Raw genomic sequence first — 22133 nt, 5'->3', positions numbered from 1 at the left:
AGCTACGCCGCAGCGAACTGCTGCAGGCGCTGCGCCAGCGCTTGTACTTGAGCGTCGGTGACGGGTGTTGCGGAGCCCGGCTCTAACTGTGCACGTACCAGTCGCTCCAGGGTTTCAGGTTGCGGTGTGATGGTGCCGAAAAACGTGGCTTGCCCGTCTACCGCGACCAGCAAGGTCGGAAAGTTCTCCACCTCGATGGGGTCCACCAAGTCGGACTCGTCTTCAATGTCCACCCACACAAACTGGGCCGCAGGAAACAACTGGCCGATCTGGGCAAAGCGGTCTTGGTATTCGCGGCAGCTACCGCACCAGTCTGCGCACAGACAGGCGACCAGGGTGGGGTGGTGGAGGGGAGTCGATGGCAGTGAGCTCATGGTGGGCGATGATCGCAGAGTCGGTATGTCCGCTGGATGACTGGGGAATGTCGAATGAATGAATTTGCTATTAAATTGACAGCGGCTTGTGCTTGTTGTGTATGCGTACAGGCCACTTTTTTCTTAAGCTCTTTGTGATTTAACCCGGCAAAGACCGACCGAAATTGCGAGGCTTTCGCAAAGCAGCGATGATGCAATGGCGTGTGCCGAAAACTCGGCGACGTCATCTAAGGCGACGCTGAATAAGTCCCCGTGATGACGCGAACCTCGGTTTGGGATGAGATGCAAGGCGCAAACCACAGCCATAGCCGCAGCTATGGCGCGGATTTGCAACGCAGCAGCTCGCCCAAAACGAGGGAACGCGGCGCACGAGGGACTTGTTCAGCGTTGCCCTAAACCTCGTGTCATTTTCGCCGTTCAACTTTGGAGTGCTATATGGCCCAGATCAAGGTCGCTGTCATCGTCGGCAGCTTGCGCAAAGAATCGTTCAATCTCAAGCTGGCCAAAGGGCTGGCGAAGTTGGCGCCGCCCGAATTCAGCTTTGAAATCCTGAAGCTCGACGATCTGCCGCTGTACAACCAGGACGACGACGGCAACCCCGCTCCGCAGGTAGTGCGTTTCAAAGAGCAGATCACCGCGTCACAAGCGCTGCTGTTCGTCACGCCGGAATACAACCGTTCCATCCCCGGGGTGTTGAAGAACGCCATTGACCATGCCTCGCGCCCTTATGGCAAAAGCGTCTGGGGCGGCAAGCCGGGCGCGGTGGTCGGTGCCTCGGTCGGGGCCATCGGCACGGCCATGGCACAGCAGCATTTGCGCAACATTCTGGGCTACCTGAATGTGCCCACCCTGGGCCAGCCCGAAGTGTTCATCCACGCCAAGGACGGTCTGTTCAACCCGGACGGCAGCATTGGCGAAAGCAGTCTCGCCTTCTTGCAGGGATGGATGACGCAGTACACCACCTGGGTGAAGAAGCACCTTTGATGATTTTGGTGTGACAGTTTTGTGGCGACTCTGCGTGTACGCTCGGTCGTCACGATACTCATGTGTGCACGCATGATTTAAGTGGTTTCTTGACCGCCTGCGTGCGTTCAGTGAAGATGGGTTCCAACCTTGCGTGAGGCTTGCAATTTGTGTGTGCAGGCGCTGCGCAAATGCACTGATTTATCCATGAACCTGTTTCACCACGTCTTTTGCCAGCATCACTGTTTGCACCAGCCCCGCAGCGGGCCGTTGCGTCGTGGTGTGATGGCCGGCCGAGACGCCGTCGCGGGGGCGGGCGGATGAAGATGGTCGATCACGTCACGCTGCTGGATCCTGCCAACACGCTTCCCAAAAGCCTGCTGCCGCTGTTTGAAGACGACCTGCACAGTTTGCTCAAAGATGCCGCCGAGCGCATGCTGCTGCTGATCATCGGCTGCGAAGGTGTTGGCATTTTGCTGCAGGGAGATACCCTGGTATATCGCGGTGTGGCGGGTTGTCTGGCGCCTTACCTGGGGGTGGAGGTGCGCGATGACGACCTGTGCACGCAAGCCTTGCAATCGAGCAAAGTGCTGTTGGGCAAAGACCAGCCGCTTCGGCTGCAACCCAACCACGTGTTGCGCTCGGAGCCCGACCCCGTGCAGTTGGGCCCATTCAACATCGTGGTGGCGCCATTGCGCATGGGCGGGCAGTGTGTGGGCTTGATCCACCTGCTGTTCAAGCCAACACACACCTTTACCGAGATTTTTGCAGCGCGCTTCATGGTGCTGGCCGACTCCCTGGTCAATACCATCCAATTGCACCGCACCAGCCAGCGCTTGCAATTGTCGCAAGCGCAGTACCAGCAGTTGTTCCTGAACAGCCCGTTGCCGATGTACGTGTTGTCGCACGGCGCACGGCAGGTGGTGGCGGTCAACCAGTCGACGCGCCGGCTCTATGGCTACACCGACGCCGAGTTTCTGCAAATGCATGCCTCCGACTTCCTGTGGGACCGCGACCCGGCATCACGCCAGAAGATGATGGAGCAGACGCAGAATGCGCGTCTGGTCGAGGGCTTGCGCCGCACCCATCGAACCAAGGATGGCCGCGCCATCGAGGTCGAGATCTGGATGAACCTGGTCGACTTTGAAGGCGAACTGAGCCGACTGGTGCTGGTGGTCGATGTGACCCGGCGCATCGAGACCGAGCGCCAGTTGGCCAAAGTCAGTCGCGCGCAAAAAATGCTCAGCGCCGGTGTACAGGCCCTGGCACGCGCTACCAGTGAAGACGACCTGCTGCGCCGTGTGTGCGATATCGTGGTCGAACTGGGTTACTACAACCTCGTGTTCGTGGGCATGGCCCAGAACGACGCTGAAAAGAACATCACAACGGTGGCCTATGCCGGGGTGGAACAGCATTTGCTGGAAGTGCTGAATCCCAGCTGGGACGAAACCAGCTTTCGCGGCAACGGCCCGTCCGGTCGCGTGATCCGCACGGGGCGCGCGGTCGTGATCGAAGACATTGCCGTTGCCGCCAAGCACTTGCCGCATGCAGAGCGCGCCATGGCCGAGGGTTTCAGGAGCTGTATCAGCCTGCCCCTGCATGACGGGGGCCACACCTTTGGCGTGTTGAGCCTGTGTGCGCCGCACGTGTCGGTGGTGAGCCCTGAAGAGCTCAAACTGCTCGAAGAGTTGGCCGACAACCTGGCTTTTGGTTTGGTCAACTTGCGAAATCTGGCGCGCAAGCAAAGCGCGGAGCAAGCGCAGCAACGCATCCAGACGGCGGTGATGAAGGTGGCCGCAGCCATCTCCGCTACCGGCACGGCCTTTTTTGAGCAACTCGCCGCCAACATGGCCGATGCCTTGCAGGCGCAGTGCGGCTTTGTGTTTCGTCTGCAGCCCGCCGAAGCCGATGCCACGCCCGTGCTGCGCTCGTTGGGGGCGGCCGTGCGTGGCGCATTGCAATCGCCTTTTGCATGGAGCCCGCCGGACACGCCTGCGCATACCACCGGCGTAGACATGCTGATGCTGCTGGAGCGCCATGAGAACTGCCTGGATGCGCCCGCCAAAACCGCCTTCGCCGATGTGCCACTGTTGGCTCAAATGGGCACCCGCTACCACGTGGCGCGGCGCATCGACAACCTTGAAGGCGAACCCATCGGGCTGATGCTGTTGGGATACGACCAGAAGCCCGCGCACGCCGATCTGGTGTGCTCCATGCTGCAGATCTTTGCCAGTCGCGCCGCCACCGAGTTGGCGCAGCAGGTCTCCGGCGCGCGCATCCGCAACCTGGCCCGTTTGCTGGATCACGCACAAGACGCCATCACGGTCTGCGATATGAAGGGCCGCGTGCAGTACTGGAACAAAGGTTCCGAGCGGCTCTACGGCTGGACCTCTGCCGAAGCGCTCAACCAACCCGCGATGACGCTGCTGGGCGCCAGCCGGGCGCAGCGTGACGTGCCCATGGCATCGTTGCGCGCTTGCGGCGAATGGCATGGCGAAGACATCAAGCGCTGCAAAGACGGACGTTTTGTCACGGTCGAAAGCCGTTGGTCGCTGGTGGATGGTGAGAACGGCCAGGAGCAGACCGTGCTGGTGATCGACACAGACATCACCGAACGCAAAGTGGCTGAGCTGAAGATCCAGACCCTGGCGTTCTACGACACCTTGACTGGCCTGCCCAACCGCGTGTTGCTGCAAGAGCGTCTGCAGGCCGCGGTAGACCGCGTGCAAGGCGCAGGCGCATTGGGTGGAGCCGTGCTGATGATCGACCTGGACAATTTCAAGACCATCAATGAAACCCTGGGCCACGACAAGGGCGACCTGTTGCTGCAAGAGGTGGGCAGCCGACTGTGTGCGTGCGTGGGTAAAAACGATACCGTGGCGCGTTTGGGGGGCGATGAATTTGTGGTGTTGCTCGAAGCCTTGGGGGCAGGTACCGTAGAAGTGGCGGCGCGTGCGCGGCTGGTGGGCGAACGCATCATCCGCGAGTTGAGCGCGCCGTACCGCCTGGCCGGGTTTGATTACCACGGCCGCTCCAGCATTGGTATTGCGCCGTTTTTGAACCACACCAACGATGCCGGCGAACTGCTGAAGCAGGCCGACATCGCCATGTACCAGGCCAAAGGGGCGGGGCGACATACGCTACGCTTCTTTGACGTGGGCTTGCAGTCGGTGGTGTCCGAGCGGGCCGAGTTGGAAGTGGCGTTGCGCCAGGCGTTTGAAGAAGACCAGTTTTTGCTGCACTACCAGCCGCAGGTTGACCATGCTGGCCAATTGCTCGGTGTGGAAGCCTTGGTGCGCTGGAGCAGCCCACAGCGTGGCCTGGTGTCGCCCGCGGTGTTCATTCCGCTGTGTGAAGAGGTCGGGCTGATTTTCGAGCTGGGCCACCGCGTGCTGGAAATGGCCTGCGTGGTGTTGGCCGAGTGGCGCCACAAGCCGTCCACCCGTGCGCTGACCATGGCGGTGAATGTGAGCCCACGGCAGTTTCGCCACCCTGAATTTGTGAAGCAGGTGAAAGACGTGCTCAGCGCCACGGGGGCTGCGCCGTATCAGCTCAAGCTGGAGTTGACCGAGAGCGTGCTGGTCGACGACATGGATTCCGTCATCTCCAAGATGGAGGCCTTGAAGGCCATTGGCGTGAGCTTCTCGCTCGACGACTTTGGCACTGGCTATTCGTCGCTGGTGTATTTGAAGCGCTTGCCGCTCGACCAATTGAAGATCGACCAGTCGTTTGTGCGCGATGTGTTGTCCGATTCGAACGACGCCGCCATCGCCAGTACGGTGATTGCGCTGGGCCACAGTCTGGGCTTGGGCGTGATTGCCGAAGGCGTGGAAACGGCGGAGCAACGCGATTTTCTGGAGCGTGAGGGCTGCCAGGCCTACCAGGGCTACTTGTTCAGCCGCCCATTGGCAGAAGACGCGCTGAACGAATTTCTCGCTCAGCGCGTCTCCGGTTCAGCTCAATCTAAATCTTGAGCTTTTCAGCGGCTTGACTTAAGCAGCTTGGCTCACATTGCCCTGGTTGGCAGCGGCTTGGGTCAAACCCTTGATGGCGGTGTTGGCGGCGGCCAAAGCGGCGGCCTTGGCGTCAGGGCCCATGGCCACGCCTTCAGCACGCACAAAACGCACGTCCGTTACGCCCAGGAAACCGAACAACACGCTCAGGTAGCTTTCTTGGTGTTCCATGGCGGTGCCACCAGCGCTGGTGGAGTACACACCGCCACGGCCAGACGCCACGATCACGGTCTTGCCACCGGCCAGGCCCACGGGGCCGGTTTCGGTGTACTTGAAGGTGCGGCCGACTTGCGCGATGCGGTCGATCCAGGCCTTCAGTTGGGTCGGAATGGTGAAGTTGTACAGCGGCGCGCCGATCACGATCACGTCGGCAGCCAGGAATTGCGTGACCAGGGCTTCAGACACGGCGTTTTCGCGGCGTTGCACATCGGTCAGTGCGGCGTCCGCTGGCAGGCGGAAGCCCAGCGAGTTGGCGTCGAGGTGGCTGGGGGCGTTCACGGCCAGGTCCAGGTGTTCAACTTCGGTGCCGGGGTGGCTGGTGCGCCATTCGGTCACGATACGTTGGGTCAGGTCGCGGGTCACAGAGTTGTCGCCCAGAACGCTAGAGTCAATGTGCAGGAGCTTCATACAAGTCTTTCAGTGGTTGGTGCCACGAAACTGTGGCCGGTGATTAATTGTCGGGGCGGGGCTAATGATTGATAAGGTGCTCAAAACGCGATAGATTGTCCTGAATTTGGAACAATGACCTATTTAAGCGGGTTTTGGAGGCTCGGTGCAGGATCTCAACGACATGTTTTACTTTGCTGAAGTGGTTCAGCAGGGCGGTTTTGCGGCCGCCGGGCGGGCGCTGGGTTTGCCTAAGTCACGCCTGTCGCGCCGCGTGGCCGAGCTGGAGTCGCGCCTGGGCGTGCGCCTCTTGCAGCGCACCACACGCAGCCTGTCGCTCACCAGCGTGGGCGAGGCTTACTACCGTCACTGCCTGGCGATGCGCGCCGAGGCCGTTGCCGCCGACGAAGCCGTGCAGCACATGCGCGCCGAGCCACGTGGCACCGTGCGTGTCACCTGCCCGGTGACGATGGCGCAGGGTGCGCTGGGCCGGTTGCTGCCGCAGTTTTTGGCCGAACACCCGCAGGTCCGCATTGAGATGGAAGTCACCAACCGCGTCGTCGACGTGGTGGAAGAGGGCGTGGACGTGGCGCTGCGCGTGCGCTCCAGCCTGGACGACAGTGGCAGCCTGGTGGTGAAGCGTTTATCGACCAGCACCGGCTTTTTAGTCGCTAGCCCCAGCCAACTGGAGCGCCAGGGCGTGCCGCAGAAACCGGAAGATTTGGCGCGGCTGGATGCCGTGGCCATGTCGGCGGTAGAAGGGCGTAGCACCATCCGGTTGATCAACGACAGCGGCGCCGAATGGGTATGGCAGCACCACCCGCGCTACGTGGCCAACGATTTGCTGACCTTGCGGCTGGCCGTTTTGGCCGGCGTGGGCGCGACCTTTCTGCCGCAATCGATGTGCGCGAATGAAATTGCGGCCGGCCGTTTGACGCACGTTTTGCCGGGCTGGGGCCTGCCTTCCAGCTATGTGCACGCGGTTTTCGCGTCCCGCCGGGGCTTGGTGCCGGCAGTGAGGTTGTTTTTAGATTTTTTAGAAGCGGCAGGGCCGATGGACTGAGATTCGCGCTGAGGACAAATTCCTACAAATGGATGCGAGCCAAACACTGGAAGTTTGTCGCGACCTGATCCAAGCTTGAATCTTTAAAAGATAGGAGACGCCACATGACCAGCAAAAACACCATCTGCCTTTGGTACGACGGCGACGCCTTGGAGGCCGCCAAGTTTTACGCCGCCACCTTTCCCGACAGCCAGGTGGGCAGCATTTTCTACGCGCCGAGCGACTACCCCGACGGTAAACAAGGCGGTGTCTTGACGGTGGCGTTCACTGTGGCGGGCATTCCCTGCATTGGCCTCAACGGCGGCCCGCATTTCAAACACAACGAGTCGTTTTCTTTCCAGATCGCTACCGACGACCAGGCCGAAACCGATCGCCTGTGGTACGCCATTGTGGGCAACGGCGGCCAGGCCAGTGAATGCGGCTGGTGCAAAGACCGCTGGGGCTTGTCGTGGCAGATCACGCCGCGCGTGTTGACCGATGGCATTGCAGACCCAGACCCAGCGGTGGCCAAGCGCGTGTTTGAAGCCATGATGACCATGGGCAAGATCGACGTCGCCAAGATTGAGGCCGCGCGAAAGGGCTGAGCCTTAGAACCGAAAAGACGCGTCTTATATGCCTCAGTCGTCTATATAAACAAAAATTCGATAGTTTGATTTCGTCATGCATATGAAGAGAATGGCCTTCTCTCAAAGGACTCTTCACGCGCATGACCATTTCTCCGCCACGGCCCACGCCAGACCAAGCGCCCCGCATCATTGTGGTGCCGGGCTGGCGTAACTCTGGCCCGGAGCACTGGCAAAGCCTGTGGTGCGAGCGTTTTGCCGCCGCTGAGCGGGTACAACAGGACGACTGGCACACGCCCAACCGCCAAGCTTGGGTTGAGCGTTTGAGCCAAACCATTCAAGCCAAGCCTGGGCCGGTAGTGCTGGTGGCACACAGCCTGGGGTGCATTGCGTCAGTGCATTTGCCACCCGAGGTGGCGCAGCAGGTGCAGGGCGCCTTGCTGGTGGCGCCTGCCGACCCGGAGCGCCGCGCGGCGCTCAGCGACTTCGCGCCCGTGCCATCGCAAAAGCTGCCGTATCGGCACGTGCTGGTGGCCAGCAGCAATGATCCGTATTGCCCGATCCGCTTGGCCGGCGCTTACGCTCGCGCGTGGGGAAGCGAGTTTGTGCGCCTGACCGATGCCGGTCACATCAATGTGGCCAGCGGGCATGGCGAGTGGCCATTGGGCCTGGCTTTGCTGCAATCCCTGATGGGCGAGAGTCCTTTGCTGTTACGTTCGCTTGCGAGCGGCGAGAATACGCCCCGCTTTTCTAATCATTCCCTGGAAGCTGCATGAAAAAAACGATTCAATCTCTCTTGGCCGGTTTAGTGTTCACGGCCGCTGGTGTTGCTGGGGCGCAAACCACCACCTTGCTCAACGGTTCTTATGACGTCGCACGCGAGTTCTACAAAGACTACAACGCCGCTTACGTAGCGCACGCCAAAAAGACCACCGGCAAAGACGTGAAGATTGACCAGTCGCACGCAGGCTCCAGCGCCGTGGCGCGTTCCGTGGCCGAAGGCCTGGACGCCGACGTGGTGACCATGAATACCTCGACCGACATCGACTTCCTGGCCGACAAGGGTGTGGTCGCGAAAGACTGGAACAAGAAGTTCCCGAACAACGCCTCGCCCACCACCTCGACCATGCTGTTCCTGACGCGCAACGGCAACCCCAAGGGCATCAAGGATTGGGACGATCTGGTCAAGCCCGGCGTGCAAGTCGTCGTGGTCAACCCCAAGACCGGCGGCAATGGCCGCTACGCCTACCTGGCCGCTTGGGGCTACGTGCGCAAGAAGGGCGGCACCGAAGCCCAAGCCGCAGAGTTCGTAAGCAAGCTGTACAAGAACGTGCCAGTGCTGGCCTCGGGTGGCCGCGCCGCCACCACCGCGTTCTTGCAACGCAATATTGGCGACGTGTTGATCACGTTTGAATCCGAAGTCGTGTCCATCAACCGCGAATTCGGCGACGGCAAGGTCGACGCCGTGTTGCCAAGCATCAGCATCATTGCCGAGAACCCAGTGGCCGTGGTGGAACGCACCGTCGCCAAGAAGGGCACGGCCGCGCTGGCCAAGGATTACCTGGACTATTTGTACTCTGACGAAGGCCAGGAGATTGCCGCCAAGCACGCGCTGCGCCCACGCTCTGCCGCAGTGTTGAAGAAGTACAGCGACGTGTTCAAGCCCGTGACGCTGTTCCCCGTGGAAGAGTTCTTCGGCAGCCTGGCGCAGGCGCAGAAGGTCCACTTCAACGACGGTGGCCAGTTCGACAAGCTCTACACGGCCCCCAAGTAAATGACCGCCGCGCAAGTGTCGGCGGGCCCTCAGGCCGCCGGACGGCGTAGCCCGCGACGCGTGTTACCGGGCTTTGGCCTGACGCTGGGCTATACGCTGTTTTATCTGAGCGTGATCGTGTTGATCCCGCTGTCTGCTTTGTTTCTGCGCACCTTCAGCCTCACGCTGGAGCAATTTTGGGTGGCGGTGACAAGTCCACGCGTGATGGCCTCGTACCGCCTCACGTTCGGTGCGTCGCTGTTTGCCGCTGTCGTCAACCTGGTGTTCGGCCTGTTGGTGGCCTGGGTGCTGGTGCGCTACAAGTTTCCCGGCAAAAAGATTGTCGATGCCCTAGTGGACTTGCCGTTTGCGCTGCCCACGGCTGTGGCTGGCATTTCGCTCACCGCCTTGTTGGCGGGCAACGGCTGGGTTGGCCAGTACCTGGAGCCCATGGGCATCAAGCTGGCATTCACGCCCGCTGGTGTGGTGATTGCGCTGATCTTCATCGGCTTGCCCTTTGTGGTGCGCACGGTGCAGCCGGTGCTGGAAGACGCCGAGAAAGAGCTGGAAGAAGCCGCTACATCGCTGGGCGCCACACGTCTGCAAATCTTCACCAAGGTGATCTTGCCGCACGTGCTGCCCGCGCTGATGACGGGCTTTGCCATGGCCTTTGCACGTGCCATTGGCGAATATGGCTCGGTCATCTTCATTGCCGGCAACATGCCCATGGTGTCTGAAATCACGCCGCTGATCATCATCGGCAAGCTGGAGCAATACGACTACGCCGGTGCCACCGCCGTGGCCGTGGTGATGCTGGTGATCTCGTTTGTGTTGCTGCTGGTGATCAACGCCTTGCAAGCCTGGCAACGCCGCCGCACGGGGAGCGTGGTATGAGCGGCGGCGCATCTCGCACGGTTCGCCGCGCCAAAGCCGGCACCACCGAAGCCGCCTGGGTTCGCTATCTGCTGATTGGCATCACCCTGGTGTTCCTGTTTCTGTTCCTGGTGCTGCCGCTCGCTGCCGTGGCAACCGAGGCGCTGCGCAAAGGTTTTGGCGCGTACTTTGATGCGCTGAAGGAGCCCGATGCCTGGTCTGCCATCAAGCTCACGCTGATTGCCACCGCCATTGCCGTGCCGCTGAACCTGGTGTTTGGTGTGGCCGCAGCCTGGGCCATTGCCAAGTTCGAGTTTCGTGGCAAGGCTTTCCTGACCACGCTGGTCGACCTGCCGTTCTCGGTGTCGCCGGTGGTGGCGGGCCTGATGTACGTGCTGGTGTTTGGTGCCAATGGCTGGTTTGGCCCTTGGCTGCAGGCGCACGACGTGAAGATCATCTTCGCCGTGCCTGGCATTGTGTTGGCCACCATCTTCGTGACCTTTCCCTTCATCGCACGTGAACTCATTCCGCTGATGCAGGCGCAAGGCAATGATGAAGAACAGGCCGCGATTGTGCTGGGCGCCACCGGTTGGCAGACCTTCTGGCACGTGACCCTGCCCAACATCAAGTGGGGCCTGTTGTACGGCGTGATCTTGACCAACGCACGCGCCATGGGCGAGTTTGGCGCGGTGTCGGTGGTGTCCGGCCACATCCGTGGGCAAACCAACACGCTGCCGCTGCACGTGGAAATTCTGTACAACGAATACCAATCGGTGGCGGCGTTTGCGGTGGCTTCGCTGTTGGCGATTCTGGCGGTGGTCACGTTGATCATCAAGTCGGTGGCCGAGTGGCGCCAGGAGCGCGAACAACGCGCAGCCGCCGAATTGCCGCCCGAGCGTCCCACACCTGTATCGACCTCGAGCTCTGCATCTGCGGGCTGAGAAGAAAGACATCATGAGTATTGAAATTCGCAACGTCAGCAAGCAGTTTGGCAACTTCAACGCGCTGGGCGACGTCAGCCTGGACATCGCCTCGGGTGAACTGGTGGCGCTGCTGGGCCCGTCGGGCTGCGGCAAGACCACGCTCTTGCGCATCATTGCCGGGCTGGAAACGGCCGACCGGGGCAGCATTTTGTTCTCGGGCGAAGACACCACCGACGTGCACGTGCGTGAACGCCAAGTGGGGTTTGTGTTCCAGCACTATGCGCTGTTCCGCCACATGACGGTGTTCGAGAACGTGGCCTTTGGCTTGCGCGTCAAGCCGCGCGCCCAACGCCCGAGCGAAGCCGCCATCAAGGCCAAGGTGCAAGAGTTGCTGTCGCTGGTGCAGCTCGACTGGCTGGCCGACCGCTACCCGTCGCAACTGTCTGGCGGCCAACGCCAACGTATCGCTTTGGCGCGTGCGCTGGCGGTAGAGCCCAAGGTGCTCCTGCTCGACGAGCCGTTTGGTGCACTCGACGCCAAGGTGCGTAAAGAATTGCGCCGCTGGCTGCGCCGCCTGCACGATGACCTGCACGTCACCAGCATTTTCGTGACCCACGACCAGGAAGAAGCCCTGGAAGTGGCCGACCGCGTGGTGCTGATGAACCAAGGCAAGATCGAACAGATTGGCTCGCCGCAACAGGTGTGGGATCACCCGGCCAGTCCGTTTGTCTACGGTTTTCTGGGCGACGTGAACCTGTTCCACGGCCGTGCCCACGAAGGCGAAGTGCTGCTGGGTGCCGAAGGTGGCTTGCGACTGAATGCACCGGAGCACGGCGGTGCACAAGATGTCAAAGCTTTTGCCTATGTGCGGCCGCACGACCTAGACGTGCAGCCCTACACGCGCGGCATGCAAACCGCTGGCGGCATTGTGGCCAAGCTCACGCGCGCCATCGTCATCGGCCCCATCGCCCGTTTGGAGTTGATGCCGGTGGATGCGCCTGCAGGCCGCGCCGGTGACGAACACCTGGTGGAAGCGCAACTGTCGTCTACGCGTTACCGCGAGCAGGGCTTTGCCGAAGGGCAAACCTTGCTGGTCACGCCACGCCAGGCGCGCGTGTTCCTCGACGAGGCCGCCAACATCTGATGCGCTGATTCAGACAAGCGGGCGCCTACGGGAGCCCAGCGGAAGGAACTAAGCCCGGCCCCGGGGTGTCCATTCGCAGACAATGCAACGACGTGATCATTTGACGATCGTTGCCTTTGGCTGCGAGTGCACACGCTCCGGGCCTTTTCCTTTTTCAGAAAGAAAAACAGATGCTGTTGAGTTGGATTGATGCCGCGCCACGCCGCGTGCTGGCGTTGGTGTCCGTGGGTTGCCTGGCCTTGCTGGGCTTTGCGTTGTATCTGCAGCTTTCGGGTGGCCTGGAACCATGCCCGATGTGTATCGTGCAGCGCTACGCTTTGATATTGGTTGCCGTGTTCGCCGGCTTGGGTGCCCTGAGCAAGCGCAAAGGCGCTTTTGTGAGCTTTGGTATTTTGGCTTTGCTGTTTGCCGGTTTCGGCGCCTTCACGGCCGCCCGCCAAAGCTTTCTGCAGTGGTACCCGCCCGAGATCGCCACCTGCGGCCGCGACCTCTACGGCATGATCGAAACCTTTCCGCTGCAGCGCCTGTTGCCGTTGATTTTCCGTGGTGGCGGCGACTGCTCGGCGGTGGACTGGACGTTCCTGGGTGGCTCTATCGCCAACTGGTCGTTTGTCTGTTTTGCGGTGCTGATCGTCACGCTGCTGACGACGCTGGTGCGCCGTCAGCGTCAACGCTAATTCGACTTTTTAACCGCCTCGGTCGCTACGCGCCAGGCGATGTTCCAGGCGGCGCAACATGCCCGTCAGCGCCAGCGTCATCAGCCAGTACACCAGCGAAATCGCCAGGTACGGCTCCCAATAACGCGCGTAGGCGCCAGCCACGGTACGTGCGGCGTAAGCCAACTCGGCCAGGCCAATGGCCGAGACCAATGATGTGTCCTTGAGTAGCGCGATCGCGTTGTTGCCTAGCGGCGGCAGCATGCGGCGAAAGGCTTGCGGCAGCACGATGTAGCGCATCACCTGGTGCGGGCGCATGCCCAGCGATCGGCCGGCATCAAACTGCCCGCGCGAAATCGACTGGATGCCCGCGCGAAACACTTCCGAGATGTAGGCGGCCGAGTTCAGCGTCAACGCCACCACGCCCGAGATCAAGGCGCCGTGCTCTTGCTTCAAGGTGCGCGCCAACTCGCCGGTGATGAACAAGCCGCTGGTGGGGTGGATGAACAGCGGCATCACCGCAAAGTGCATCAGCAAAATCTGTACGAACAAGGGCGTGCCGCGAAAGAAGCTCACGTACACCGTGGCGGGCCAGCGCAGCAGAAAGCGCGTGATCCAGCTCCAGGGTGCGTGGCGCGCATTCGCCAAGCGGGCCAGCGCCAGGCACAAGCCCCACAGGCCGCCCATCAGCACGCAGCCGATGGTCATGTACAAGGTGGTCAGCGCGCCGTCGATGAACAGTTGGCGGTATTCCACCAGGATGTCGGGGCGAAACCAGCCGAACCAGAGGGTGGGTTGATCCATGGGAGCTTTCAATTAAATGCGTTGAAAAGGAAATGGCCGCGTTGCGGCCATTTTCAGAGGGCGGGGAGGGGTGTCGAATTAACGGCCCTTGTAGTCCTGAGCAAACCACTTCTTGTAGATTTGCGCGTAGCTGCCGTCAGCGCGAATGGCGGCCAGGCCGGCATTCAGCTTGTCTTGCAGGGCCTTGTCGCCCTTCTTCACCACAATGCCAAAGCTTTCTTCGGGGAAGGACGGGTCGGTCACGGCCTTCAAGTTAGCGGTCTGCGACACGCGGTAGGCGATCACGCCGTTGTCGCCAATGGCGGCATCCACGCCACCGCCGGCCACTTCAGAAATGATCAGCGGGGTGCTCTCAAAGCGGCGGATGTTCGGGCTGGTCTTGCCGAATTCGCGCGAGGCCACGTCGTCGGCGGTCGATGCGTTCACCACGGCGATCTTCTTACCGGCCAGATCCTTCAGGCTGGCGACAGTGCTTTCCTTGGGCACGGCGATCAATTGGTGGGCGGCGAAGTAGGGGGCAGAGAAGTCAAAGCTCTGGCGGCGCTTGTCGTTGATGGTCACGCCGGAGATCACCAGGTCCACGTCACCGTTGTTCAGCGCCGCAAAAATGCCGCTCCAAGGCGTGTTCACCAGCTTGATCTTGATGTTTTGCTGCTTGGCGATGGCGTTGATGATGTCCACGTCAAAGCCGACGATCTGCTTGTCTTTGTTTTCAAAGGCGAAGGGCGCGTAGGTGGCGCTGGAGGCGACCACGAGTTCGCGGTTCTGTGCCATCGCGCTGGTGGAGATGGACATCGCGGTCGCGACGGAGAGCAGGCCCAGGCTGAGGGAGAAGGTGCGGCGAAGAATGGACATGGCGGTCTTCTTTTTGGTTGGATTCAAGGGATCGGCAAAGGTACCGAAGCGTAATTATAGAAAGTGCTTGTATAGACAGTGTTTTCACCGAGCCTCGTGGAGAAGCAAGTCGGTTTCAGCATGGTGTTGTAAGACTGCAGTGAGGGGCGGTTTGACGTGCTTGAAATGTCGTGCCGATGCCGCTGAACACGCCGCTTTCAGCTACATTTGTTGATATGTAAACTTTGGTTAACCGGTTTGTAGAGACAGGCTCCAGCCAAGGGTTTGGCTGGGCTTGAACAACAGGAACAGGATATGGCGATGGACCTCGTCGGTGACTTGCTGGGCCGACTCGATCAACTCAATGCGATTGGCGCCGCGCTCTCCAAAGAGCACAACGTGGACGCCCTGCTTGAGGGCATTTTGATCGCGGCCAAAAACATCACCCACGCCGACGGTGGCACGCTCTACCGCATGACCGAAGACGGCAGCGCGCTGCGTTTCGAGATCATGCGCACCAACTCGCTCGACCTGTTTTCGGGGGGCACATCAGGGCACCCGGTCGAGTTTGCACCGCTCCCACTGGTGGACGCCAACGGCGCCTTGAACGACTCGATGGTGGCCACCTACGCCGCCATCCACGACCAAACCGTCAACATTGCCGACGCCTACACGGCCGAAGGGTTTGATTTCTCGGGCCCCAAGGAATTTGACCAGCGCACGGGTTACCGTTCGCAGTCGATGCTCACCGTGCCGATGAAGAACCACGACGGCGAAGTCATCGGTGTGCTGCAACTCATCAACGCGCAAGAGCCCGACCTGAGCCGCGTGGTCACGTTCTCCGAGGCTGACCAGCGCCTGGTGGAGTCGCTGGCGTCACAAGCCGCCATCGTGCTCAGCAATCGCGTGCTGGTGAACCAACTGGAAGACCTGTTCGAATCGTTTGTGCGGGTGATCAGCCTGGCCATCAAGGAGGACTCGCCTCAGTTTGCGGCCTCGCCTAGCGTGGCGGCGCACACCGTGGAGCATGCGGTATCGCGTGTGCCTGCGCTGGCGATGATGCTGGCCGAAGCTGTCGACGCCGAAACCGACGGCCCCTACGCCGGTTTTACGCTGACCGACCGCGATCGCAACGAGCTGCGCATTGCCGGTTTGCTGCACGACTGCGCCAAAATTTCGGCTCCTGCGCACATCACCGACAAAGCCACCAAGCTGCAAACCCTGGTGGACCGCATCGACCTGGTCGATACCCGGTTCGAGGTGCTCAAGCGCGACGTCGAAATCGCCGCGCTGCGCCGCCAACTGGCCTTGCGTCCGGTGCAAGACGCGCAAGCCGAAGACGCCATCCAAGCTGAGGCCGAGCAGGTTCGGATTTCCATCGATGCCGACCGCGCCTTTCTGCGCGAGGTCAACGTGGGCCGCGTCACCATGGACGAAGACGCTCTGGAGCGACTCGACGCCATTGGCACCGGCCGTAGCTGGACCGACGTGTCGGGCCGGAGGGCACCGTTTCTCACCTCGGACGAGCGTGAGAACCTGTCGATTGTGTCCGGCACATTGAACAACAGCGAACGCGAGCTGGTGAACCAGCACCGCGCCGCCACGCTGTACCTGCTGCGCCAGGTGCCGTGGCCCAAGCATCTGAAAAACGTGCCCGAGTACGCCGCCACGCGTGGCCTGCAGTTTGACGAGCAGGGTCAGGCACAGCAGGTGTCGCCCGAGCAGTTGTCGCTGCCGGCCAAGATGCTGGCGATTGCCGAAACCTTTGCGGCGCTGACCACGCGCGACAAGTCCTATAAGTCGGGCATGACCATGCAGCAGGCGCTGGAGAGCATGGTGCGCATCAACAAAAGCGGGCAGATCGACGCCGCCTTGTTTGATGTGTTCATGCGGCAGAAGGTGTACCGCCGCTTTGCGCGGGCTTTCCTGGTGCCCGAGCAGCTCGACTTGCCGCACGAACCGCCCCTGCGCTGACCGAACGAAAATCCGGACGAAAAAACGGCCTCTGCAAAGAGGCCATTTTTGTTTGTGTAGGTACTAAGCCCGCTGATCAGTTCACCAGCTTCTTCACCAGCACCTGGCTGCGACGGTCCCAGTTGTACTTGCGCTTGCGTGCGTCCGGCAGCCAGTCTGGGTCTACCGGCTGGAAGCCGCGCTTGATGAACCAGTGCATGGTGCGCGTGGTCAGCACGAAAATGCTTTCCAGGCCGGCGGCGCGTGCGCGTTGCTCGATGCGCTTGAGCACCTTTTCACCGTCGCCCTGGCCTTGGCTCAGCGGCGACACGGTGAGGGCGGCCATCTCGGCCGTCTTGGCCTCGGGGTAGGGGTAGAGCGCGGCGCAGGCGAAGATCACGCCGTCGTGCTCGATCACGGTGTAGAGGTGCGCGTCGCGTTCGATCTCGGTGCGGCTGCGCTTGACCAGCGTGCCGTCTTTTTCAAACGGCTCGATCAACTGCAAGATGCCGCCCACGTCGTCCGAGCTGGCTTCGCGCACGCTCTCCAGCTTCTCGTCGATCACCATGGTGCCGATGCCATCGTGCACGTAGACCTCGAGCAGCAGCGAGCCATCCACCGCAAACGGCAGGATGTGGCTGCGTTCCACACCGGCCTTGCAGGCCTGCACGCAATGGCGCAGGTAGAAGGCGATGTCGGTCGGCTTTTGCGGCGCGGGCAACTCTTCGAGCAGTTTTTCGGCGGCGAACAGCGGCAACTCGGTGTCGATGGGGTTGTCTTCGCTCTCGGGCTCCAGCGGGTTCATGCGAATGCCGGGCACTTCGGTCAGGAAGATCAGTTTGTCAGCCTGGATTTCGGTCGCCACGCTGGTGGCCACGTCTTCCATGGTCAGGTTGAAAGCTTCGCCGGTGGGCGAGAAGCCGAAAGGAGAGAGCAGCACCATGGCGCCAAAGTCGAGCGCGCGGCGGATGCCGGCCGAGTCGACCTTGCGCACCAGGCCCGAGTGTTGAAAGTCCACGCCATCCACAATGCCCACAGGCCGCGCGGTGATGAAGTTGCCCGAGATCATGCGCACCGTGGCCCCCGCCATAGGAGTGTTGGGCAGCCCCTGGCTGAACGCGGCTTCGATCTCGTAGCGCAGTTGGCCGGCGGCTTCTTGCGCGCAGTCCAGCGCCACCGAGTCGGTGATACGCATGCCGTTGAAATACTTGGGTTCGTGCCCCTTGGCCTGCAACTGCTCGTTCACCTGCGGGCGAAAGCCGTGTACCAAGACGATCTTCACCCCCATGCTTTTGATCAGCGCCAGGTCTTGCGCGATGTGCTGCAGCTTGCCCGCCGCAATCGCCTCACCCGCAATCGCCACCACAAAGGTTTTGCCCCGGTGCTGGTGGATGTAAGGCGCCACGGAACGGAACCACGGAACAAAGGTGAAGTTGAAAACAGTGGACATCGCGGCGGCAGTAGGTGGTGAGTGGGGCGGGCTGGGATAATCCGCGATTGTCTACGAAGTTTTCGATTAAGAAGTCTTACCTTGTCCGATCCCAACGTCACCGCTGTGTCATCTGTTTCTGCTGCGCCATCGCCCGAGCCTCAAGCCGCGCCTCCCGCTTTGAGGATTGAGTTTCCAGAGAACCTGCCCGTCAGCGGCAAGCGCGACGAGATCATGGCCGCCATCGCCGCGCACCAGGTGGTCATCGTGTGTGGCGAAACTGGCTCCGGCAAGACCACGCAGTTGCCCAAGATCGCCCTGGCGCTGGGGCGCGGCAAGCTCAACCATCCCGGTCAGCGCGGCCATTTGATCGGCCACACCCAGCCGCGCCGTATCGCCGCCAGCTCGGTGGCCAAGCGTATTGCCGAAGAGCTGAAGACCCCGCTGGGCGACGTGGTGGGCTTCAAGGTGCGTTTCCAAGACCGGCTGAGCCGCGATGCGTCCGTCAAGCTGATGACCGACGGCATTTTGCTGGCCGAGACGCAGACTGATCCGTTGCTGAAAGCCTACGACACCATCATCATCGACGAGGCACATGAGCGCAGCCTGAACATCGACTTCTTGCTGGGCTACCTGCGCGAGATCCTGCCGCGCCGGCCCGACCTGAAGGTCATCGTCACCTCGGCTACGATCGATGCGCAGCGCTTCGCCGATCACTTCGCCTTTGCCAAGCCTGGCAGCAAAGGCAAAGACCTGATTCCGGCGCCGGTCATCATGGTGTCTGGCCGCACCTTTCCGGTGGAGCAGCGCTACCGGCCCTATGAAGAAAGCCGTGACTACGGCTTGAACGAAGCCATTGCCGATGGTGTGGACGAACTCTGGCGCGACCCGCGCCAGGGCGGCGACATCCTGGTGTTCTTACCCGGCGAGCGCGAAATCCGCGAAGCCACCGACCACCTGCGCAAACACCTGAGCCACCAGCCCATGCTGCGCAGCGCCGAAGTGCTGCCGCTGTTTGCGCGCTTGAGCGGGCCCGAGCAAGACCGCATTTTTGACAGCCACAGCGGCCGGCGCATCGTGCTGGCCACCAACGTGGCCGAAACCTCGCTCACGGTGCCAGGCATCCGCTACGTCATTGACGCAGGCACCGCACGCGTCAAGCGCTATTCTTTTAGAAGCAAGGTCGAGCAGTTGCTGGTCGAGCCCGTGAGCCAGGCCGCCGCCAACCAGCGCGCCGGCCGTTGCGGCCGTGTGGCAGACGGCATTTGCATCCGGCTCTACGACGAGGCCGATTTCAACAGCCGCTCGCGCTTCACCGACCCCGAAATCCTGCGCAGCTCGTTGGCCGGTGTGATCTTGCGCATGAAGTCGCTGCACCTGGGCTCGGTGGAGAGCTTTCCGTTCATCGAGCGCCCCATGGGTCGCGCCATTGCCGATGGCTACCAACTGCTGGCCGAACTCGGCGCGGTGGACGACGCCAACGAACTCACCCCCATGGGCCAGGAGCTGTCGCGCCTGCCGCTGGACCCGCGCGTAGGCCGCATGATTCTGGAGGCGCGTGAACGCCGTGCGCTCGATGAAGTGCTGGTGATTGCCAGCGCGCTATCGGTGCAAGACGTGCGCGACCGCCCGATGGAAGCGCAAGCCCAGGCCGACCAGGCGCACGCCAAGTTTGATGACGAGAAAAGCGAATTCAGCGGCTACCTGCGCCTGTGGAAATGGCTGGCTGATGCGCGTGGCGGTGCGCCCGCAGCGCCGGGCACGGCGGTCGGGGTCGCGAACGTGGGCGGCAAGGGCAAGGTCCACCTGCCCAAGGGGCTGGACGCGCCCACCCACAAACTTAGCAACCGCCAGTACGAACAACTGCTGCGGCAAAACTTCGTCAGCATCCGCCGCGTGCGCGAGTGGCGCGACATCCACAGCCAACTCGCCACCGTGGTGGCCGAGCACAAGTGGAAGCTCAACACCGACCCGGCCAGCTACGAGCAGATCCACCAATCGATGCTCGCCGGTTTGCTGGGCAACATCGGCTGGAAGACCGAGGGCGATGAGGTCGCGCAAAGCGAATACCTGGGCGCGCGTGGCATCAAGTTCCACCGCCATCCCGGCGCACACCTGAGCAAGAAACCCGGCCGCTGGATCGTCGCCGCCGAACTGGTGGAGACCACCCGCCTGTTTGGCCGAGGCCTGGCCAACATCGAGCCGCAGTGGGTGGAGCAGGTAGCAGTGCATTTGCTGAAGAAGCAATTGCTCGACCCGCATTGGGAAAAGAAGGCCGCCGAGGTGGTGGCCTTCGAGCGCGCCACCTTGTACGGCCTGGTGATCTACAGCGGCCGCCGCACCAACTACGGCCGCGTCGACGCCGTGGGCGCGCGCGAAATCTTCATCCGCGAAGGCTTGGTGGGCGGCGAGTGGGAAACCCCGCTGCCGTTCCTGGCCAGCAACCGCAAGCTCATCCGCCAGGTGGAAGAGATGGAGCACAAGGCGCGCCGCCAGGACGTGCTGGTGGACGACGAGCTGATCTACGCTTTCTACGACCAGCAACTGCCGGCCGACGTTTACAGCGGCGCCAGTTTCGAGCGCTGGTACAAAGACGAACAACAGCGCCAGCCGCGCTTGTTGATGCTGACGCGTGAAGAGCTGATGCGCCACGAGGCCGCCGGCATCACCACCGACGCTTTCCCCAAAACCATCCGCCTCGGCGGTGTGGACTGCGCCGCCACCTACCTGCACGAACCCGGTGACAGCAAAGACGGCCTGACCGTGACCGTGCCGCTGTTTGTGCTGAACCAGGTGAACGAAGCGCGCTGCGAATGGCTGGTGCCCGGCATGCTGAAGGACAAAATCCAAGCACTGCTGAAAACGCTGCACCAGCGCCCACGCTCGCGCCTGGTGCCGCTGCCCGACACCGCCGCCAGCATGGCCGCCACGCTGAACGCGCCCGAGGTCTACGGCCAGGGCGCGCTGGTCGATGCCGTGCTGAAGCTGGTGCGCCAGGCCACGTCGTTGGACATCGTGCGCGCCGACATCAAGGCCGACATGCTGCCGCCGCACATGTTCATGAACTTCCGCGTGGTGGACGAGCACGGCCGCCAACTCGGCACCGGGCGCAACATCGGCGCGCTGAAGGCCGAGCTGGGGTCACAGGCGAGGGGCGCGTTCCAGGCGCTGGCGGGGCTGAAGCTGACCCAAACGACCACCACTTCCTCTGCTCCTCAGAGTTCACAGAAAAATGGGGGCTCGGCGCAATCTACAGAAGCGCGAGTAGCTCCTAAAAAAGATAACAAACCGGCGACGAAAGCCGACCAGCGCTACACCACTTGGACGTTTGGCGAACTACCCGAGTTGCTCGAAATTCAAAAGGGCGGCCAAACGCTGATTGGCTACCCCGGCCTGATTGACGCGGGTGACGCGGTCACTATCGAAGTGTTCGATGAACCCGAAGTCGCCGCCGCCAAGCACCGCGCCGGCCTACGCCGACTGTTTGCGCTGCAGATCAAAGACGCGCTGAAGTACCTGGAAAAGAACATTCCCGACCTGCAAAAGATGGGCGTGGCCTACATGCAGGTGGGCAAGGCGACCGACGGTTCGGGCGGCGGCACCATAGACGAACTGCGAGAGCAGATCATCGCCGTGGCCCTTGACCGCGCTTTCTTGCTCGATCCGCTACCGACGGACGCCTTGAGCTTTCAGCAGCGCATCGACGAAGGCCGTGGCCGCCTCACACTGATCGCCAACGAGGTGGCGCGCCTGTGCAGCTCCATCCTGGCCGAGTACGCCGTGGCCGCCCGCAAGCTCAAAGACACCAAGAACGCGCCCGAAGCCACGGCCGATGCCGCCCAGCAGTTGGCCCGCCTCATGCCCAAACGCTTCCTGGCCAACACACCGTGGCCTGCTTTGCAGCACTTTGCGCGCTACCTCAAGGCCATCACCGCGCGGCTCGACAAATACCGCGCCGATCCCGCACGCGATGCCGCGCGTCTGGCCGAATTGCGCCCGCAAGAACAGCGCTACTGGCGCCTGGTGGCCGAGCGCAAGGGAGTGACGGATGCGCGCATGCTCGAATTCCGCTGGCTGCTGGAAGAACTGCGCGTGAGCTTCTTCGCCCAGGAGTTGCGCACACCGCAGCCCGTGAGCAGCAAGCGGCTGGACAAAGCCTGGGCGCAGTTGGTGCAGTAGCGG

At 61.8% G+C, this 22133-nt stretch carries 17 protein-coding genes; 12 read left to right on the top strand and 5 right to left on the bottom strand.

Going from position 1 to position 22133, the window contains the following annotated elements:
• Positions 1-2: 2 nt before the first annotated feature.
• The gene (locus tag ACPWMG_RS14735) at positions 3-374 is read right to left on the bottom strand and encodes a thioredoxin family protein (protein ID WP_483300241.1); all 372 of its coding nucleotides are present in this window, start codon (positions 372-374) and stop codon (positions 3-5) included.
• 435 nt (positions 375-809) lie between these two features.
• Between ACPWMG_RS14735 and ACPWMG_RS14730 the strand changes: the two genes are divergently transcribed.
• Complete coding sequence (locus tag ACPWMG_RS14730) at positions 810-1358, top strand: NADPH-dependent FMN reductase (protein ID WP_483300240.1); 549 nt, start codon at positions 810-812, stop codon at positions 1356-1358.
• Positions 1359-1657: 299 nt separating this feature from the next.
• Positions 1658-5311 (top strand): sensor domain-containing phosphodiesterase, encoded by a 3654-nt coding sequence (locus ACPWMG_RS14725; protein WP_483300239.1) that lies wholly within the window; start codon positions 1658-1660, stop codon positions 5309-5311.
• Positions 5312-5329: 18 nt separating this feature from the next.
• Here ACPWMG_RS14725 and ACPWMG_RS14720 read toward each other — a convergent pair whose 3' ends face one another.
• Positions 5330-5977: an FMN-dependent NADH-azoreductase gene (locus tag ACPWMG_RS14720; RefSeq protein WP_483300238.1), complete on the bottom strand. Its 648-nt coding sequence runs from the start codon at positions 5975-5977 to the stop codon at positions 5330-5332.
• Between the two features lie 145 nt (positions 5978-6122).
• Between ACPWMG_RS14720 and ACPWMG_RS14715 the strand changes: the two genes are divergently transcribed.
• From ACPWMG_RS14715 to ACPWMG_RS14680, 8 genes are all read left to right on the top strand, one after another.
• Positions 6123-7019 (top strand): LysR substrate-binding domain-containing protein, encoded by an 897-nt coding sequence (locus ACPWMG_RS14715; RefSeq protein ID WP_483300237.1) that lies wholly within the window; start codon positions 6123-6125, stop codon positions 7017-7019.
• Positions 7020-7123: 104 nt separating this feature from the next.
• Positions 7124-7603: a VOC family protein gene (locus tag ACPWMG_RS14710; RefSeq protein ID WP_483300236.1), complete on the top strand. Its 480-nt coding sequence runs from the start codon at positions 7124-7126 to the stop codon at positions 7601-7603.
• Positions 7604-7725: 122 nt separating this feature from the next.
• A complete protein-coding gene (locus ACPWMG_RS14705; RefSeq protein WP_483300235.1) occupies positions 7726-8358 on the top strand; it encodes an RBBP9/YdeN family alpha/beta hydrolase in 633 nt (210 codons plus the stop codon).
• Positions 8355-9356: a sulfate ABC transporter substrate-binding protein gene (locus tag ACPWMG_RS14700; protein ID WP_483300234.1), complete on the top strand. Its 1002-nt coding sequence runs from the start codon at positions 8355-8357 to the stop codon at positions 9354-9356. The genes ACPWMG_RS14705 and ACPWMG_RS14700 overlap by 4 nt, the downstream gene beginning before the upstream one ends.
• Positions 9357-10229: a sulfate ABC transporter permease subunit CysT gene (cysT, locus tag ACPWMG_RS14695; protein WP_483300233.1), complete on the top strand. Its 873-nt coding sequence runs from the start codon at positions 9357-9359 to the stop codon at positions 10227-10229.
• Positions 10226-11149, top strand: a complete 924-nt coding sequence (gene cysW, locus ACPWMG_RS14690) for a sulfate ABC transporter permease subunit CysW (RefSeq protein WP_483300232.1) — start codon at positions 10226-10228, stop codon at positions 11147-11149. Before cysT ends, cysW begins: the two co-directional genes overlap by 4 nt.
• Before the next feature lie 13 nt (positions 11150-11162).
• Positions 11163-12275: a sulfate/molybdate ABC transporter ATP-binding protein gene (locus ACPWMG_RS14685; RefSeq protein WP_483300231.1), complete on the top strand. Its 1113-nt coding sequence runs from the start codon at positions 11163-11165 to the stop codon at positions 12273-12275.
• A 170-nt stretch (positions 12276-12445) separates the two neighbouring features.
• Complete coding sequence (locus tag ACPWMG_RS14680; protein ID WP_483300230.1) at positions 12446-12952, top strand: disulfide bond formation protein B; 507 nt, start codon at positions 12446-12448, stop codon at positions 12950-12952.
• A gap of 9 nt (positions 12953-12961) precedes the next feature.
• On the opposite strand, the gene ACPWMG_RS14675 is transcribed toward ACPWMG_RS14680, so the two are convergent.
• Together ACPWMG_RS14675 and ACPWMG_RS14670 are read right to left on the bottom strand one after the other, a co-directional pair.
• Positions 12962-13735 carry an amino acid ABC transporter permease gene (locus ACPWMG_RS14675; protein WP_483300229.1) on the bottom strand — a complete coding sequence of 258 codons (774 nt, stop codon included), beginning with the start codon at positions 13733-13735 and terminating at the stop codon, positions 12962-12964.
• A 78-nt stretch (positions 13736-13813) separates the two neighbouring features.
• On the bottom strand, positions 13814-14590 hold the full coding sequence (locus tag ACPWMG_RS14670; protein WP_483300228.1) for a basic amino acid ABC transporter substrate-binding protein: 777 nt from the start codon (positions 14588-14590) through the stop codon (positions 13814-13816).
• A 294-nt stretch (positions 14591-14884) separates the two neighbouring features.
• On the opposite strand from ACPWMG_RS14670, the gene ACPWMG_RS14665 reads away from it, so the two are divergent.
• Complete coding sequence (locus ACPWMG_RS14665; protein WP_483300227.1) at positions 14885-16543, top strand: HD domain-containing phosphohydrolase; 1659 nt, start codon at positions 14885-14887, stop codon at positions 16541-16543.
• Between the two features lie 76 nt (positions 16544-16619).
• Here ACPWMG_RS14665 and argA read toward each other — a convergent pair whose 3' ends face one another.
• On the bottom strand, positions 16620-17972 hold the full coding sequence (gene argA / locus ACPWMG_RS14660) for an amino-acid N-acetyltransferase (protein ID WP_483300226.1): 1353 nt from the start codon (positions 17970-17972) through the stop codon (positions 16620-16622).
• Positions 17973-18185: 213 nt separating this feature from the next.
• Between argA and hrpA the strand changes: the two genes are divergently transcribed.
• Positions 18186-22130, top strand: coding sequence for an ATP-dependent RNA helicase HrpA (gene hrpA, locus ACPWMG_RS14655; protein ID WP_483305252.1), 3945 nt, complete (start codon positions 18186-18188; stop codon positions 22128-22130).
• Positions 22131-22133 lie beyond the last annotated feature (3 nt).

Source organism: Hydrophilobacter chitinilyticus, assembly GCF_049860745.1.
GTDB lineage: Bacteria > Pseudomonadota > Gammaproteobacteria > Burkholderiales > Burkholderiaceae_C > Rhodoferax_B.
This window is presented reverse-complemented; position numbering and strand designations above follow the sequence as displayed.

Excerpts from the sequence above, each read along its gene's own strand:
- ACPWMG_RS14735 (WP_483300241.1), bottom strand. The coding sequence starts at position 374 with ATGAGCTCACTGCCATCGACTCCCCTCCACCACCCCACCCTGGTCGCC.
- ACPWMG_RS14730 (WP_483300240.1), top strand. The coding sequence starts at position 810 with ATGGCCCAGATCAAGGTCGCTGTCATCGTCGGCAGCTTGCGCAAAGAA.
- ACPWMG_RS14725 (WP_483300239.1), top strand. The coding sequence starts at position 1,658 with ATGAAGATGGTCGATCACGTCACGCTGCTGGATCCTGCCAACACGCTT.
- ACPWMG_RS14720 (WP_483300238.1), bottom strand. The coding sequence starts at position 5,977 with ATGAAGCTCCTGCACATTGACTCTAGCGTTCTGGGCGACAACTCTGTG.
- ACPWMG_RS14710 (WP_483300236.1), top strand. The coding sequence starts at position 7,124 with ATGACCAGCAAAAACACCATCTGCCTTTGGTACGACGGCGACGCCTTG.
- ACPWMG_RS14705 (WP_483300235.1), top strand. The coding sequence starts at position 7,726 with ATGACCATTTCTCCGCCACGGCCCACGCCAGACCAAGCGCCCCGCATC.
- ACPWMG_RS14700 (WP_483300234.1), top strand. The coding sequence starts at position 8,355 with ATGAAAAAAACGATTCAATCTCTCTTGGCCGGTTTAGTGTTCACGGCC.
- cysT (WP_483300233.1), top strand. The coding sequence starts at position 9,357 with ATGACCGCCGCGCAAGTGTCGGCGGGCCCTCAGGCCGCCGGACGGCGT.
- cysW (WP_483300232.1), top strand. The coding sequence starts at position 10,226 with ATGAGCGGCGGCGCATCTCGCACGGTTCGCCGCGCCAAAGCCGGCACC.
- ACPWMG_RS14685 (WP_483300231.1), top strand. The coding sequence starts at position 11,163 with ATGAGTATTGAAATTCGCAACGTCAGCAAGCAGTTTGGCAACTTCAAC.
- ACPWMG_RS14680 (WP_483300230.1), top strand. The coding sequence starts at position 12,446 with ATGCTGTTGAGTTGGATTGATGCCGCGCCACGCCGCGTGCTGGCGTTG.
- ACPWMG_RS14675 (WP_483300229.1), bottom strand. The coding sequence starts at position 13,735 with ATGGATCAACCCACCCTCTGGTTCGGCTGGTTTCGCCCCGACATCCTG.
- ACPWMG_RS14670 (WP_483300228.1), bottom strand. The coding sequence starts at position 14,590 with ATGTCCATTCTTCGCCGCACCTTCTCCCTCAGCCTGGGCCTGCTCTCC.
- ACPWMG_RS14665 (WP_483300227.1), top strand. The coding sequence starts at position 14,885 with ATGGCGATGGACCTCGTCGGTGACTTGCTGGGCCGACTCGATCAACTC.
- argA (WP_483300226.1), bottom strand. The coding sequence starts at position 17,972 with ATGTCCACTGTTTTCAACTTCACCTTTGTTCCGTGGTTCCGTTCCGTG.
- hrpA (WP_483305252.1), top strand. The coding sequence starts at position 18,186 with ATGGCCGCCATCGCCGCGCACCAGGTGGTCATCGTGTGTGGCGAAACT.